Source organism: Fibrella aquatilis (assembly GCF_017353255.1).
Classification (GTDB): Bacteria; Bacteroidota; Bacteroidia; order Cytophagales; family Spirosomataceae; genus Fibrella; species Fibrella aquatilis.
Genome location: NZ_JAFMYU010000005.1, coordinates 1 through 13,784 on the forward strand (window position 1 = coordinate 1; position 13,784 = coordinate 13,784).

The window sequence follows — 13,784 nt, forward strand, 5'->3', positions numbered from 1 at the left end:
CTTAGACCCGCGGCGGCGGACCGCTTAGACATTGAACTTCTTCAGTCCACACACTCCCGGCGGGTGTCGATGATGGCCTGGATTTTCCAGACACCTCCCAGGCGCACAAGGGTGAATGCATTAGCCCCACAGTGGTGGCGCTGGTCTTTCAAAAAGAATTTGTAGGGAACAAAAGCCGTAGCCAAATCACCGTCGATCATGATCTGGTAGGGGTCGATGACTTCGTTTAAGTCGCCGGGCTTGGCTTTGCCAATGGCGGTTGCGAAGCCTTCTATCGGCTCGTTTTTTACACTCACTTTGCCGTCTTTGTTTACTACCGTTTGCAGCGTAGCCATGGGGGCAAAAGCCTTTCTGATGGCCCCGGCATCCGCTTTTTTCATGCCCTCAAATAAGTCATCGACAGCTTGCATAATGCCTGCTTCGTCTTCTGGCGAGGCTTCCTGAGTCTGGGCAAGTCCCACAATGGGTAGTAGGAGGAATAACAGGGCGGCTAGTTTCATATAACGCGTTGTTGACGGCCAATGGTGAAATACAGAATTGGCCCAAAGTACGGCACAAATAGAATGACTAACACCCAAATCAGTTTGTCTGAACTGCCTCGAAAATCGCTTCGTAGGGCATTGATCAGGGCAATCATTGAACACGCAAACCAGCTAACGGGTATCAGCGCGAACAGCAACACCCATAACATCTCCTGACCACCTAAACCTATAATAGCCAGTATACTCCCGAAAATAGTAGTCAACATGAGCAGTGTTTTTTAGCGTGAATAGATAAGTAGTAAACCTACAAGGTTTTGAAAACCTTATAGGTTTTTTGTTCGCTAAATATACTGATTCACAATCATTTCATACAACTCTTGTTGACCGCTGCGCTGAGTTACCTCGCCGTTGTCGATAGCGTATTGGCGGAGGTCTTCGAGGGTGAGCTTGCCCGCCTCGAAGTCGGCACCAGCGCCGCTGTCGTAGCTGGCGTAGCGGTCGGCGCGGAGTTGCTTGTATTTCGATTTGCCCAGAATGGCTTCAGCGGCAATGGCAGCGCGGGCGAAGGTGTCCATACCGCCAATGTGGGCAATGAAAATATCTTGTAGGTCAGTAGAGTTACGGCGGGTTTTGGCATCGAAATTAACCCCGCCCGATTTGAAACCACCTGCCTCCAGGATCACCAGCATGGCCTCCGTTAGTTCGTATACGTCGACAGGAAACTGGTCGGTATCCCAGCCGTTTTGGTAGTCGCCGCGGTTGGCGTCGATACTGCCGAGCATGTTATTGTCGGCGGCCACCTGTAGCTCATGGGCAAAGGTGTGGCTGGCCAGGGTGGCGTGGTTGGTTTCGATGTTTAGCTCGAAATCGTCCTGCAACCCGTGTTTGTTCAGGAAACCAACCACCGTAGCCGCGTCGAAATCGTACTGGTGCTTGGTGGGTTCCATAGGCTTGGGTTCGATGTAGAATGACCCTCTGAAACCCTGCTTGCGGGCATAGTCGCGGCTGACCTGCAAAAACCGGCCGAGGTGTTCGGTTTCGCGCTTCATATTGGTGTTCAGCAGCGACATGTACCCCTCGCGGCCGCCCCAGAAGGTGTAGCCCCGCCCGCCGAGTTCGATGGTGGCGTCGATGGCGTTTTTCACCTGCCAGGCTCCGTGCGTGAGCGCGTGGAAATCGGGGTTAGTGCTGGCCCCGTTCATATACCGTTCGTGCGAAAACAGGTTGGCCGTACCCCAGAGCAGCTTCACACCGCTGGCAGCCTGTTTCTGCTTCAGGTAGTCGACTACCTTCCGAAAGTTGGCTTCAAACTCGTGATTTGATTTGCCTTCCGGCGATACGTCGACGTCGTGGAAGCAGTAGTATTCGATGCCCATTTTGGTAATGAACTCAAAGGCGGCATCGGCTTTTTGGTAGGCGGCTCCCAGGGGGTCGTTGCCAGTAAGAGCATCCCAGGGGAAGTGCTTCACGCCTGGACCGAAGGGGTCTGCACCGGTGCCGCAGAAGGTATGCCAGTAGGCTACGGCAAAGCGGAAAAGGTCTTTCATGGGCGTGCCCAGAATGGTCCGGCTGGGGTCGTAAAATTTGAAAGCCAGCGGATTATCGGAGTCACGGCCTTCATAGGCGATGGGTTTCTCGACGAACGGAAAAAAAGCTTTGTCGCCAAGGGTTAGCTTAGTCTGAGACATAATAGGAAGAATAAATGAACGGCATCTTGTTGCCTGTAGGCATGAAAGACCACGGAGGGGTTAATTTCCTGTATCGGGTCGGTGCAAGATACTATGCTATTTTAACTCCCTTTTTGTTCTTCTTTCACCACACTGTAGTAGTAGTGCCGTAACGCGCTTAGCTGAGAATAGCCCCCCGTCAGTACTTTTTTGGCCGATATGTCCACCTCTTTCCAGGGTAGGGTTGTTTCGGGGGCAAGGCCAAATAGAGTCTGGTAGAGGTAATTGACCTGAACGGGCAATATTCGGTTTGGCAGGCTACTGCTAAACTCACCAGTATACCCGATGACCGATGAAAGCGGCACCTTCCAGTTTATGTTATTGGCCGTTAGTTTGGCGAACTGATCTGATTTATTCACCAAAAGTGGCGCAATAAGCTCAGCTGAATGGCTTAACATGCGTAGTAGACCACCCAACATTAGCATTACTTTAGTGGTGATAATCCACCATTTTATTGACAAATACATCGAAAACGTCGGTGTGCGAGGCCGCCACACGCGGCAATCGCCACCTGAATAAATCGTTTTTGTCGTCGGCAAATGATCGCTGCCAGATGGTAATGCCTTTCTGTTGAGTGCGCGTTTTCCAACCGGCATCAGCGGTCATCAGCGTCAGGTCTGCGTCGAGCCATTTTTCTTTATTTAGCTGCCAATCGTTGATGGTTATCATGGGCATAGTTACCGTTTCATCGGCTGCATTTTCCAATACGTCAAACTCCGCCAAACCCATTCCAGCGGGCCAAACTGGAAATGCCGCAACCAGATCGGACTGATAATCAGTTGTAATACCCAGATGGCCACTACCAGGAAATAGAGTTGGTAAAATTGCCATTCGGCATATTGATTCAAGCCGTAACCGTAGAATACCAATGTACAGATGACCGTGTGCATCACATAGTTGGTGAACGCCATTTGTCCCACGGCTCCCAGCCGGTTGAGCAGTGTCTGTACCCAGCCCGATTGAATCAGCAAGATGACCAGGCTGGCGTGGGCCATCACCAGCAAAATGCGCTGAACCGGATAAATGAGGTTATTCCAGGTTATAGCGTGCGTTTCCATGTATCGGATGAACCCCTCGGTATCCTCAATTTTTAGGCTGTAGCCATACCAGAAACTGAACGTCACCAACGGTAAGCCCAGCCCGTAGCCGATCAACATCGTTTGCCAATAGCGTCGGCGTGACCATTGGCCCGTTATGAAGCCCCATTTGTAGAGAGCCATGCCCAGCAACATCAGCGCCAGCGGGTCCCAGATGCCGAAAATCAGGTATTTAGTTTGCCCATCCCAAACTTCGTTGCGATGCGCGGACGCTACGGTAAAGTAGTTCGCCGACTTCATCTTCCGGGTGTTTTCGTCGACTTTGGCTTTGTTGGGGAAGAACTCTTTCTCGGCCTCTTTCCAGTCTTTGACGGTCTGTTCCTGCGCCTTCGTTAACGGTCGGCCAGCTTGCTGAACCGCCTGCACGGCCAAATAGGCCAGCCGTTTGTCGCGGATGTTCTGGTAAAACAGCGTACTCAGCACAAATTCAAGGATCGCCACCAACGGAACACCGATGGCCAGATACCCCGGTTTCATCCGCCGAAACCAGAAGGCAATCATGCCAATGATGCCGTAGTAGTACAGAATGTCGCCCAGCCATAGCAGCACGTGCGCGTCAATCAGGCCAAACAGCACCAGCCAGCCCATGCGCCTGAAAAACAGACCCGTCGCGGCCCACCCGGTGGTCATTCCCGCTTTTTCTTTGCGGGCCATGAACAGGATAATGCCCACCCCGAAAATGATGGAGAACAACGCCCGCATCTTGCCCTCGAACAGGACGGTGATGACGGCATTAACCCAGAAGTTCAGGTTTGTCGGGTCGTTTCGGAACACCTCCGAAAAGCGCTGGGCCATTCCGAAGTACGGAATGTTCATCATCAGAATACCCAACAAGGCCACACCCCGCAGGATGTCAATCGTGTTGATGCGTTCGTTTTGCGATACAGGACCCAGGTGAGTCGTCTCGGCAGTGGGTTCAGAAGTTATTAGAGGCATCATTGGGAGAAATGATTGCAAGGTTGGTGAGCAGGATTACATTGAATCTTGACTAGATCCATGGAGAGATAGTGGCTTGGCTACAACCAAGTCGTAGTCGAAAAAACACAGCAACATATACAGACAGGATTTATATGCAGCTAATCGGTTTATCTGCTAACCAGATAGTTAGTAGACGGTAGCCCAGGCTACTCCCGGTCCAGGGCCAGCAGGGTTTGCAGCAACACGTTGGCACCGTTGCCAATGTCTACTCCTTTGGAGAACTCTTTGGGCGAATGGCTGATACCACCCACGCTGGGAATAAAAATCATGCCTACGGGGGCTATTTGCGCCATTTCCTGTGCGTCATGTCCCGCCCCGCTTTGCATGTACCGATAGGAGAACCCCAGCGCTTTGGCCGCACCAATGATCTTATTCTGAATTGGTTTGGCCGTGAGGGCGGGCGTTACCCCCACCGAAGACGGCACGAAGGTGATGGTCGTTTCGGAGGTTTTGGCAATGTCGCGGGCTTTGGCTTCCAGTTCATGAAACAATTGCCAGATTTTATCATGCGATAGGTCCCTGATTTCCACGCCCAGCACCACCTTTCCCGGAATCACATTATACGCCCCCGGCTCGACTATCAGTTTACCAACGGTACCCACTTGCCGACCTTCGTGGCTGGTAACCACCTCATTCAGGGCCACAACCAGTTTAGCCGCTGCCAGCAGCGCATCGCGCCGGGCGTTCATGGGTGTGGTGCCCGCGTGGTTGGGTGTGCCAATGATGGTGGCGTCCCAGTGTTCAATGCCAACAATGCCCTCTACTACGCCGATCTGTAGATTTTCGGTCATCAGGATACCGCCCTGCTCGATGTGCAGTTCGACAAAGGCGGCCACATCGCCTTTTTTTCGAACCACACGGCTCAGGCTATCGGGGTTGCCGCCAATGGTCCTGATGCCGTCGGCAATGGTCAATCCGCTTTGGGTGACCAGCTTCAGGGCGGCGGTGGTGATTTTGCCGATCATGGCCCCGCTGCCCACCGTACCGCCTTCTTCATTGGCAAAAATGATCAGCTCCAACGGGTGCTCAGTGACGATGTTGTTTTCGTTGAGGGTCTCAATCAGTTCCAGCCCGCTGATAGACCCAACGGGGCCATCGTAGTTGCCGCCGTTGGGTACAGAATCGATGTGCGAACCAAAAGCAATGGGTTTCAGGGTCGGGTTTTTTCCTTTTCGTCGGCCAATGATATTACCCGCGTAGTCGATGGTGACGGCGAGTCCGGCTTTTTTCATCAGGCCAATAAAGTAGGCCCGGCCTTCCAGATCGGCTTTGCTATAGGCCACTCGTCCTATGCCCCCGTTGGGCAGTTCGCCAAATTTCGACAGTTCCAGCAGCCGGGTCAAAATTCGTTGCTGATTGATCTTCAGGCTGTTAGATTTCGTCTGAGCCAAAAGCACAGACGGCAACAGGAACAGGCAAACGAGGAGCGTATTTTTCATGAGTTATTGGTCATTGGTCATTGGCTACCGAATGACCGGTCCGCCCGTGCGGGCGCAGCCAATGACTAATTTTCTAAAAACCAGCCGCTTGTCCGTCTTTGCGTGATTCGGTGGCGCCGTGGTAGACGTGGTTTTTGGCGTCATACATGATGGCCTGGTAACCGCCGTAACTACCCAAGCCGTAGCCTACGCGGTGCCCCCGGCGCATGAGGTCGCGGATGGTTTCGTAGGGAAATCCTGATTCCAGCGTGATCTGCCCGGCGTCGGTCATGCGTTCGCCCGTTGGCTCCGACGACCCCTGATGGTCGATGCGCGGGGCGTCGCCGGCCTCCTGCGGGTTCATGCCGTAGTCAATCATGTTCATAATAATCTCTACGTGGCCCAGCGGCTGAAAACTGCCGCCCATGACCCCAAAGCTCATAAATGGCTGTCCGTCTTTGGTCACAAATGCAGGAATGATGGTCTGAAAAGGGCGTTTGTGGGGTGCGTACGTGTTATTCTGGCCCTCTGTCAGGCTATACAGTTCACCCCGGTCTTGCAGCGTGAATCCCAGGCCGTCGGGCACCATACCCGAACCAAACCCCCGGTAGTTGCTCTGAATCAGCGACACCATGTTGCCCTCGTCGTCGGCCACGGTCAAGTAAATAGTGTCTCCCTGTTTCAGCGCCGGGTTACCCGCCTCCACCCGGCTGGCGGCCCGGTTGAGGTCGATGAGCTTACGGCGACTGGCAGCGTAGGGTTTGCTAATCAGCTCCTGCACCGGAATAGTCACAAAAGCGGGGTCGGCGTAGTATTTGGCGCGGTCTTCAAAGGCCAGTTTTTTGGCTTCCACAAACCGGTGGATATGGTCGGCGCTACCCCACGGAATCTGGGAAAAATCGTAGCCTTCCAGCAGGTTCAGCATTTGTAGGGTGGCAATACCCTGGCTGTTGGGCGGCAGTTCCCAGACGTCGTAGCCCCGGTAGTTGGTTGATACCGGCTCGACCCATTCCGATGTATGGTCGGCCAGGTCTTTGGCGGTTAAGAAACCACCCATCTTTTTCATGAATACATCAATAGTCTGGGCGATCTCACCTTTGTAGAACGCATCGCGGCCACCCGTAGCAATCTTTTCCAGCGTGTTGGCCAGGGCCGGATTACGAAACAGATCGCCGCGTTTGGGGGCGGCTCCGGCGGGTGCATAAGTGGTCAGCACGTTGGGGTACTTGCCAAAGCGGGCCAGCATACCGGGCCAGTAGAACGCGGCCTCGTCGTGAACGGGGTAGCCTTCGCGGGCGTAGCGAATAGCGTGGGCCAGGAGTTCTGGCATGGGTTTTTTGCCAAAGCGCTTGTGCAGCGAAAACCAACCATCTACACAGCCCGGCACTGACACCGGCAGGGGGCCATCGGCCGGGATATGGGTGAGGCCCCGTTTCTGAAACTCGGCCAGCGTGAGCGAATACGGCGACCGGCCCGAGGCGTTGAGGCCATACAGTTTTTTGGTTTTAGCATCCCAGACAATGGCAAACAGATCGCCCCCGATGCCGTTTACGTGCGGTTCTACCAAGCCCTCCATGGCGTTGGCCGCAATGGCCGCGTCGATGGCATTACCTCCCGACCGCAGTACGTCGATAGCAGCCTGGGTAGAGAGCGGGTGTGACGTGCACGCCATACCGTGGCGGGCCATGACCACTGCCCGTGTGGCAAACGTCTTGCCGCTGAGCCGATCTTGTGCCCCGGCAGGGGAAAGCAACGAAACCAGCAAACAAAGCGAAGGGAGTAGTCTGGTCATAAACATGGGCTGGGCTAAAACAAGTTGTGCCACGAGGGGGTGGTCTCGTGGCACAAGGTAAAAGAAAAACTGCGGCTATGGCTTGAGCACTTTGGTCATTTTCTGCTGCCCATGACTCACCGCCCGCAAGAGGTAGACACCGCCGGGCTGAGTGGCGACATCCCAATGGATAAGCTGTTCGTGATCAGCTAGTTCCCAGGTATTCTGGCGAATTACATACCCCCGGCTGTCGTAGAGTTGCACCGTGAGGGGCTGCCCCCCCGCACCCGTGACGATGGCACGTAACTGCCCGTTTTCCAGCGGGTTGGGTTGTAGCGAAATAGTCAGCGCCACTTCTGTTGTTCCCATTCGGCCACCGCAGTTGGCAATCACCACGGCAAAGGGACCAAACCAACTGAAGCTGCCGTCGGCGGCAAACACTTTGGCATAATACGTGGCGTTGGTCTGTACACTTACCAGCGTGAGGCTGGCCGTGGTAGCGCCCTGCTGCACGCCCAGTACGTTGATGAGCTTGTTGGCGGCGGTCTGCCCGTTTTTGTACCACTCGTAGCGCACCCCCGTGGGTTGAACACTCAACACCACGGCGCTGCCCCGGCAACTACTCTGGCTAGCCGGAGGCAGCGGCGAGATAACCGTTAAGCTAAACGGCGTGGGCAGACTCAGGCAGCCAAACGCGCTGACTTGCACCACCGAGAAACTCTGAATACCCACGTTGCTGACGTTGGCCCTGGGTGGGTTGAGCAGCCCACCCGTACCGTAGAAAGCCAGCGTGTTGGGCGGCGTGGCGGGTTGCACCAGCCCGGTCAGGTCGAAGGGCGTGTTGCTGGTCAGAGTCGTGAACGTAGCTCCCGGCGTAAGGGTGGGGGCCGAGGGGCGCGGTTGAATCGTCACTGATGAGGTGCCAGTGGCTGTACAACCATTAATTCCTGTTACGATGACGGTATAATTGCCTGACTGTGAGATGGTTGTACTATTGCCACTGCCGTTCTGGCTGAAACCACCCGGCCCACTGAAGGCATAGTTTGTAGCTCCGCCGGGGGCCGTCAGGGTCACGCTGCCCGGCGCACAGACCGATACGCTGGTCGGTGTAAGCGTAGCCGAAGGAGCAGCTATGTTCTGGCTGATGGCTAGGGTCGTGATGCTGAAACAGCCGGTGGTGGTATTCGTCACCGTTACGCTGTACGTACCTGATGCGTTCACCACCGCTGTACCACTCGCTGCATTCTGGCTCATTAACCCTGCTCCGCCGCCCACGCGGGCAAAGGCATACATATTGCCGCCAGTAGCCGTCAGCGTTAGGCTTGACACAGCGCAGGTCAGGGTGCTGCTGGGGCTGGCCGTGAGCGTGGGTGTAGGCAGGGTGACGCTCTGGCTGATAACGGTCGAAGCTGTTGCTGTGCAGCCGTTGCTACCCGTGACGACGACCGAATACGCTCCTGGTGCATTCACGACTGCCGTACCTGACGCAGCATTCTGACTCACGATACCCACCAGCCCGCCGCCCGGCCCCGTAAACAAGTACGTTAGTCCGGTGCCCGTTGCAGTGGCCGTCAGTGTCAGGCTGGGTACGGCACAGGTGAGTGTGCCGCTGTTGCTGGCCGTGAGGGCCGGGCTACCCGGTGCGGTGGTATTGCTGCTCACCACCACGCTGGTCATCGAGCTACAGCCGTTGGCCCCCGTTGCCGTGACTGAATACGTGTTAGCCGTATTGACGGTAATGGACGATGTACTCTCGGCGGTACTCCAGACAACCCCTGTGCCCGACGTGGTGGCCGTAAGCGTGAGGCTGGTGCTAGCACAGGTCAGTGTCGTACTCGGGCTGGCCGAAATCGTGAGTGTGGGGGTAGCCTGGTCGCTGCTGATGCTCACGGTCGTGCTGCTGGTGCAACCCGTTCCGTTGCCCACTGTGACGGTGTACGTACCGGCAGCGTTGACGACCGCTGTACCGGCCACCGGGTCTGAACTCACGATACCCGCACCACCCGGCCCGGCAAAGGTGTAGCTGGTGCCACCCGTGGCCGTAAGGGTGAGACTGGTTTGGGCGCAGGTCAGCGTACTGCTGGGTGGTCCGCCAGCCCGGCTGGCCGTCAGCGTGGCGGTGGGGCCTGCGTTGACCGTAGCCGTAGCGGTGGCGATATTGGTACAACTGTTTACGCTGCTCCTGACTAATACCGTAAAGGTTTGCGGCCCCGCCGTGAGACCCGATACGGTCGTGCTGTTTTGCGAACCGGAACTGATCAGGCCGCTCCCCCCCACAAAGGTGTAGTTGCCAATGCCGCTGGTGGCCGTAAGCGTCAGGCTTTGTCCGGCGCAGACATCGGTGGCGGTCAGGCTCACGGGCGGGGGTGTTATGTTCTGAGAAATGGTCTTGCTGGCCGTAGCTGTGCAACCGTTGGTTCCCGTCACCGTTACCGAATAGACACCTGTCGCACTAACATTGCGACTGGCGGTTTGCTGGCCGTTATCCCACAGGTACGTGTCCCCGCCCGATGCCGTCAGCGTAAGAACCGTCGTATTGCAATCCAGCACGCTTAGGTTACTGGGGGTACTGATACTGGCGGTGGGGGCGGTGGTACTGCCCGTTACGGTAACAGCTGCCGTACTGGTGCAGCCGTTTGCACCAGTGATCGTAATCGAATACGGCCCGGCGGTGGTCACCACGGCAGTTCGGCTGGTAGGGCCGGTGCTGCCAATGCCCGTAACGCCGGGGCTAAACGCAAATGTTTGCCCGCTGGTAGAGGTGGCCGTGAGGGTTACGCTGGTGGCCGTGCAGGAAATAGTTCCACTGGCGGTGAGGTTGGCCCCCGGCGGCGTGAAGTTTGTGTTGACGGTACTGCTGGCGGTGGCGGTGCAGCCGTTGGTTCCCGTCACCGTAACCGAGTACGTATTCGCCGTGTTTACGGTACGTATCGCGTTGGTGCTGTTGTCGTCCCAGCGGTACGTACCGCCGCCAGTGGCCGTGAGGCTTGCGGTGGGGGCCTGGCAGGTTAGGGCAATGCTTGTTGGAGACACCTGCGCCGTTGGGGGGGTCGTGTTGCTGGTAATGGTGGTGGTGCTGAGGGCCGTACAGCCTTCCAAGTCCGTTACGATGACTGAATACGTACCCGGCGCGCTGATGGTTCGGGTATTGCCACTGCCCGACAACACCCCCGACGGCCCCCGGAAGACGTACGTGCCACCACCCGACGCGGTGAGTGTGAGTGTAGTCTGGGCGCAGGTCAGCGTATTGCTGGGGCTGGGTATCAGGCTGGTGGCGAACGTGCCACAGGTGGGGACTAAGGCAATTCCACCACCTCCCAGAAAGAATGTAGCCGTGTTTGACACAGGCGACGAGGTGACACTGCTGACCGCCAATGTTCCTAAATCTATCTTGAGAAGTTCTGGAGCCGATGCCCGTGTATCACTGACAAAGAGCAGGTTATTTACCTTGTCGACAGCAATCGAGCCGGGCGAATTCAAACCGAAATTGGCTACTACCTGCTCGTCGCCAGTGCCATCCGGGTTGATCCGGTAGATCGGGTCAGTAGACGTGGCAGCAACTGCATCGCTGCGGGTATAGTATAGTTTGTTGGTCCGCGAGTCGTAGGCGATGCTAGTAATGGAGAATGCCGTCGTGCTGAATATCGAGGCCGCAGTATTGTTCGTCAGGTTAACGACAACCAGGTCAGGGCCGTCTCCAGCAGCCGTTCCCCGCGCGTCGAGGGCAAATATCCGGTTATTGGCCGGATCAAAACTTAGTGGCCCGGCTACGTCAACAAAATTGGTTATCACGAGTTGATCACCGGTGCCATCGTACCGCACTCGCCGGAGTTGATCGGTTCGCGTTGTCGCAACTCCATCGTTTACAGTATAGTAGATATACTGGTTTACCCGGTCGAGGGCAATACCTGAACAGCCGGAGAAGCTCGTTAAACTAACCAGGGTTGTGCTACTGCCCGTTGTCAGATCAACACTGATTATTTTAGGGTCTACTGTAACACGCGCTTCGCAGACAAAGGCTTTGTTGACAGCTGGATCAATAGCCACCATGCCGGGCACGTCGGCAAAATTGGTCGCTACAAGTGTGTTATTTGTTCCGTCATAATTGATCCGACGCAGCTCGTCGGTACGGGTTGATGCCACATTATCCCGTACTACGTAATAAAGCTGGGCATAGGCCCCTGGCGCCATTAGCCATAGACCGAGCAGCAACGCCACCGAACCGAGGAACCGCCGACCGATAAACCGGCACAAAGCCCCCATACTGCTTGTAGAGGCCGATACAGAGTAGATAGATACTGATGCCATATGTAGGAATTGACAGGAATAGATAACGTATTAGTAAACTGATATTGAATTGAAAAAGAGACCTGCCCTGCTTGCCATCAGCACTGGTGACAAGCAGGACAGCAACGTATGGACCAACTAGTTACGACTTGGGTAGATGCCGTTCAGGGCAATGCTGTAATTCATTGTCAGGTAGGGAGACAAGTTGTCGTGAGGCAGGCTGTTGCCCGACAAACCAATGGCCTGCGGGTTAGCTGTGGCGTTGGCCGTGGCACCAAACGCATTCAGAGGCTGCTCTTCGCTGCTCAGTACCTGCGCTGTTACGTTACCAGCCGGCGTATTTTGCGTGCCACCCATACCCGATACGTTCAGCAGGTGATTGTGCTGCGGCATCTGACTTTGTAGCAGCGTCACCGACTCCGTACCGGCCACCTGCCCCATCTGGTAATCGCTCAGGCCCGGCCCCTGACCCTGCCCGTTCGGTACGCGGCCCCGCAAGTCAGGCAGGGCGAAAGTTTGTACACCATCGCCGCCATAGGTGGTGCCCAGCAGCGAGAAAAGTGCCGTATTTTGCGAAATTGGCATGATCTGCCCGGCGCAAAGTGCCCAGTTTTTGGGCGGGAAACTGAACCCAAACAGGCCAATCATCCCCATAAAAACGTCCATGTGTTAAGTGAGTTTAAACGTGAAAAAGATTACTGTTGAACGCGTTAGAATAAACCCCGATAGGGAGCGGCAAGAGACGTGGCTGTTTTCCCGGTAGTTGTGTGCTTATGGGCAGTCTAACTAAGCACAAATGGCGATGCTACGTCGGGCAGATTAACCAGACGGTATCCATTATATACTAAGCGGTACCTGCTTGTAGGTTATTAATTTATCAGCTTATTTATGAATAGTTTATACAAAAAACGACTGTTCAAGGAATGTTGCCTCTTTGCTCGAAACCACCTATCATTAGTGCCCCATTAACCCCGGCTATCTATGCGTTCATCGTTACTACGTCTGCCCGTTTTTTGTGTAGTTCTTGCTGCCGCTATGGCCTGCAACAAGCCGGCTGCCTCAACAACCGATGCCTATAACCAGTCTCCCGAAACAGGAGTGCGCACCGGTGGCGTCAGGATGATACCCGTGAAAACGCCGTCGGGTACATTCAATGTCTGGACTAAGCGCGTGGGTAACAACCCGAAAATCAAGGTGTTATTGCTTCATGGTGGCCCCGGCGCCAACCACACCCCCTTTGAGTGCTTTGAGAGTTACCTGCCTGCTGAGGGCATCGAATTTTATTATTACGATCAGCTTGGCTCCATGAACAGCGACCACCCCACCGATAGTACTCTTTGGGAAACGCCGCGCTTTGTGGAGGAAGTCGAGCAGGTACGGCAGGCGCTGGGCCTCAACAAAGACAACTTCTACTTGCTGGGCCACAGTTGGGGCGGCATTCTGGCCACAGAATACGCGCTGAAGCACCAACAAAACCTGAAGGGTCTCATTATCAGTAACATGATGAGCAGCTGCCCCGACTACGGCAAGTATGCTGACGAGGTGCTGGCCAAACAGATGGACCCAAAAGTACTAGCCGAAATCCGCGCGATTGAGGCCCGAAAAGATTTCAACAACCCGCGCTACACAGAATTGCTGATGGGCAATTTCTACAATGAACATTTTTGCCGATTGAAACCTTGGCCCAACGCGCTCGACCGGGCATTTCCGGCCTTGAACGCTACCATTTATACGCTCATGCAGGGGCCATCGGAATTTGGTATTTCGGGCCGGCTGGCCAACTGGGACCGCCGCGCCGACTTGCCCAAGATTACCGTCCCCACCCTCACTATTGGCGGCAACCACGACACCATGGACCCCAAACACATGGCCTGGATGGCCACCCAGGTACAAAACGGCAGCAGCCTGATTTGCCCCGACGGCAGCCATTGCAGCATGTGGGACGACCAGTCGCACTATTTTCCTGGACTAATCAAGTTTATTAAAGGCGTAGATGCCGGGCAGACCAAAAGCATCTTGTAGTC

The 13,784-nt window shown here is 55.3% G+C and carries 11 protein-coding genes; 1 reads left to right on the top strand and 10 read right to left on the bottom strand.

Features of this window, described 5'->3' with window-relative positions:
- Positions 1-41: 41 nt before the first annotated feature.
- From J2I48_RS07710 to J2I48_RS07755, 10 genes are all read right to left on the bottom strand, one after another.
- Positions 42-500, bottom strand: a complete 459-nt coding sequence (locus tag J2I48_RS07710; RefSeq protein WP_207334843.1) for a nuclear transport factor 2 family protein — start codon at positions 498-500, stop codon at positions 42-44.
- Positions 497-748 (bottom strand): PLDc N-terminal domain-containing protein, encoded by a 252-nt coding sequence (locus J2I48_RS28540; RefSeq protein ID WP_310587258.1) that lies wholly within the window; start codon positions 746-748, stop codon positions 497-499. The genes J2I48_RS07710 and J2I48_RS28540 overlap by 4 nt, the downstream gene beginning before the upstream one ends.
- Positions 749-823: 75 nt before the next feature.
- Complete coding sequence (gene xylA, locus J2I48_RS07720; protein ID WP_207334844.1) at positions 824-2,170, bottom strand: xylose isomerase; 1,347 nt, start codon at positions 2,168-2,170, stop codon at positions 824-826.
- A gap of 101 nt (positions 2,171-2,271) precedes the next feature.
- Positions 2,272-2,607: a hypothetical protein gene (locus J2I48_RS07725; protein ID WP_207334845.1), complete on the bottom strand. Its 336-nt coding sequence runs from the start codon at positions 2,605-2,607 to the stop codon at positions 2,272-2,274.
- 31 nt (positions 2,608-2,638) lie between these two features.
- Positions 2,639-2,878 carry a hypothetical protein gene (locus J2I48_RS07730; protein ID WP_207334846.1) on the bottom strand — a complete coding sequence of 80 codons (240 nt, stop codon included), beginning with the start codon at positions 2,876-2,878 and terminating at the stop codon, positions 2,639-2,641.
- An 8-nt stretch (positions 2,879-2,886) separates the two neighbouring features.
- The gene (locus J2I48_RS07735) at positions 2,887-4,245 is read right to left on the bottom strand and encodes a DUF418 domain-containing protein (RefSeq protein WP_207334847.1); all 1,359 of its coding nucleotides are present in this window, start codon (positions 4,243-4,245) and stop codon (positions 2,887-2,889) included.
- Between the two features lie 185 nt (positions 4,246-4,430).
- Positions 4,431-5,723, bottom strand: a complete 1,293-nt coding sequence (locus J2I48_RS07740; protein WP_207334848.1) for a Zn-dependent hydrolase — start codon at positions 5,721-5,723, stop codon at positions 4,431-4,433.
- A 73-nt stretch (positions 5,724-5,796) separates the two neighbouring features.
- The gene (gene ggt, locus J2I48_RS07745; protein WP_207334849.1) at positions 5,797-7,494 is read right to left on the bottom strand and encodes a gamma-glutamyltransferase; all 1,698 of its coding nucleotides are present in this window, start codon (positions 7,492-7,494) and stop codon (positions 5,797-5,799) included.
- A 75-nt stretch (positions 7,495-7,569) separates the two neighbouring features.
- A complete protein-coding gene (locus J2I48_RS07750; protein WP_207334850.1) occupies positions 7,570-11,781 on the bottom strand; it encodes a T9SS type A sorting domain-containing protein in 4,212 nt (1,403 codons plus the stop codon).
- Positions 11,782-11,898: 117 nt separating this feature from the next.
- A complete protein-coding gene (locus J2I48_RS07755; protein WP_207334851.1) occupies positions 11,899-12,426 on the bottom strand; it encodes a phage tail protein in 528 nt (175 codons plus the stop codon).
- Positions 12,427-12,741: 315 nt separating this feature from the next.
- On the opposite strand from J2I48_RS07755, the gene J2I48_RS07760 reads away from it, so the two are divergent.
- On the top strand, positions 12,742-13,782 hold the full coding sequence (locus J2I48_RS07760) for a proline iminopeptidase-family hydrolase (RefSeq protein ID WP_207334852.1): 1,041 nt from the start codon (positions 12,742-12,744) through the stop codon (positions 13,780-13,782).
- The last annotated feature ends 2 nt before the right edge of the window (positions 13,783-13,784 follow it).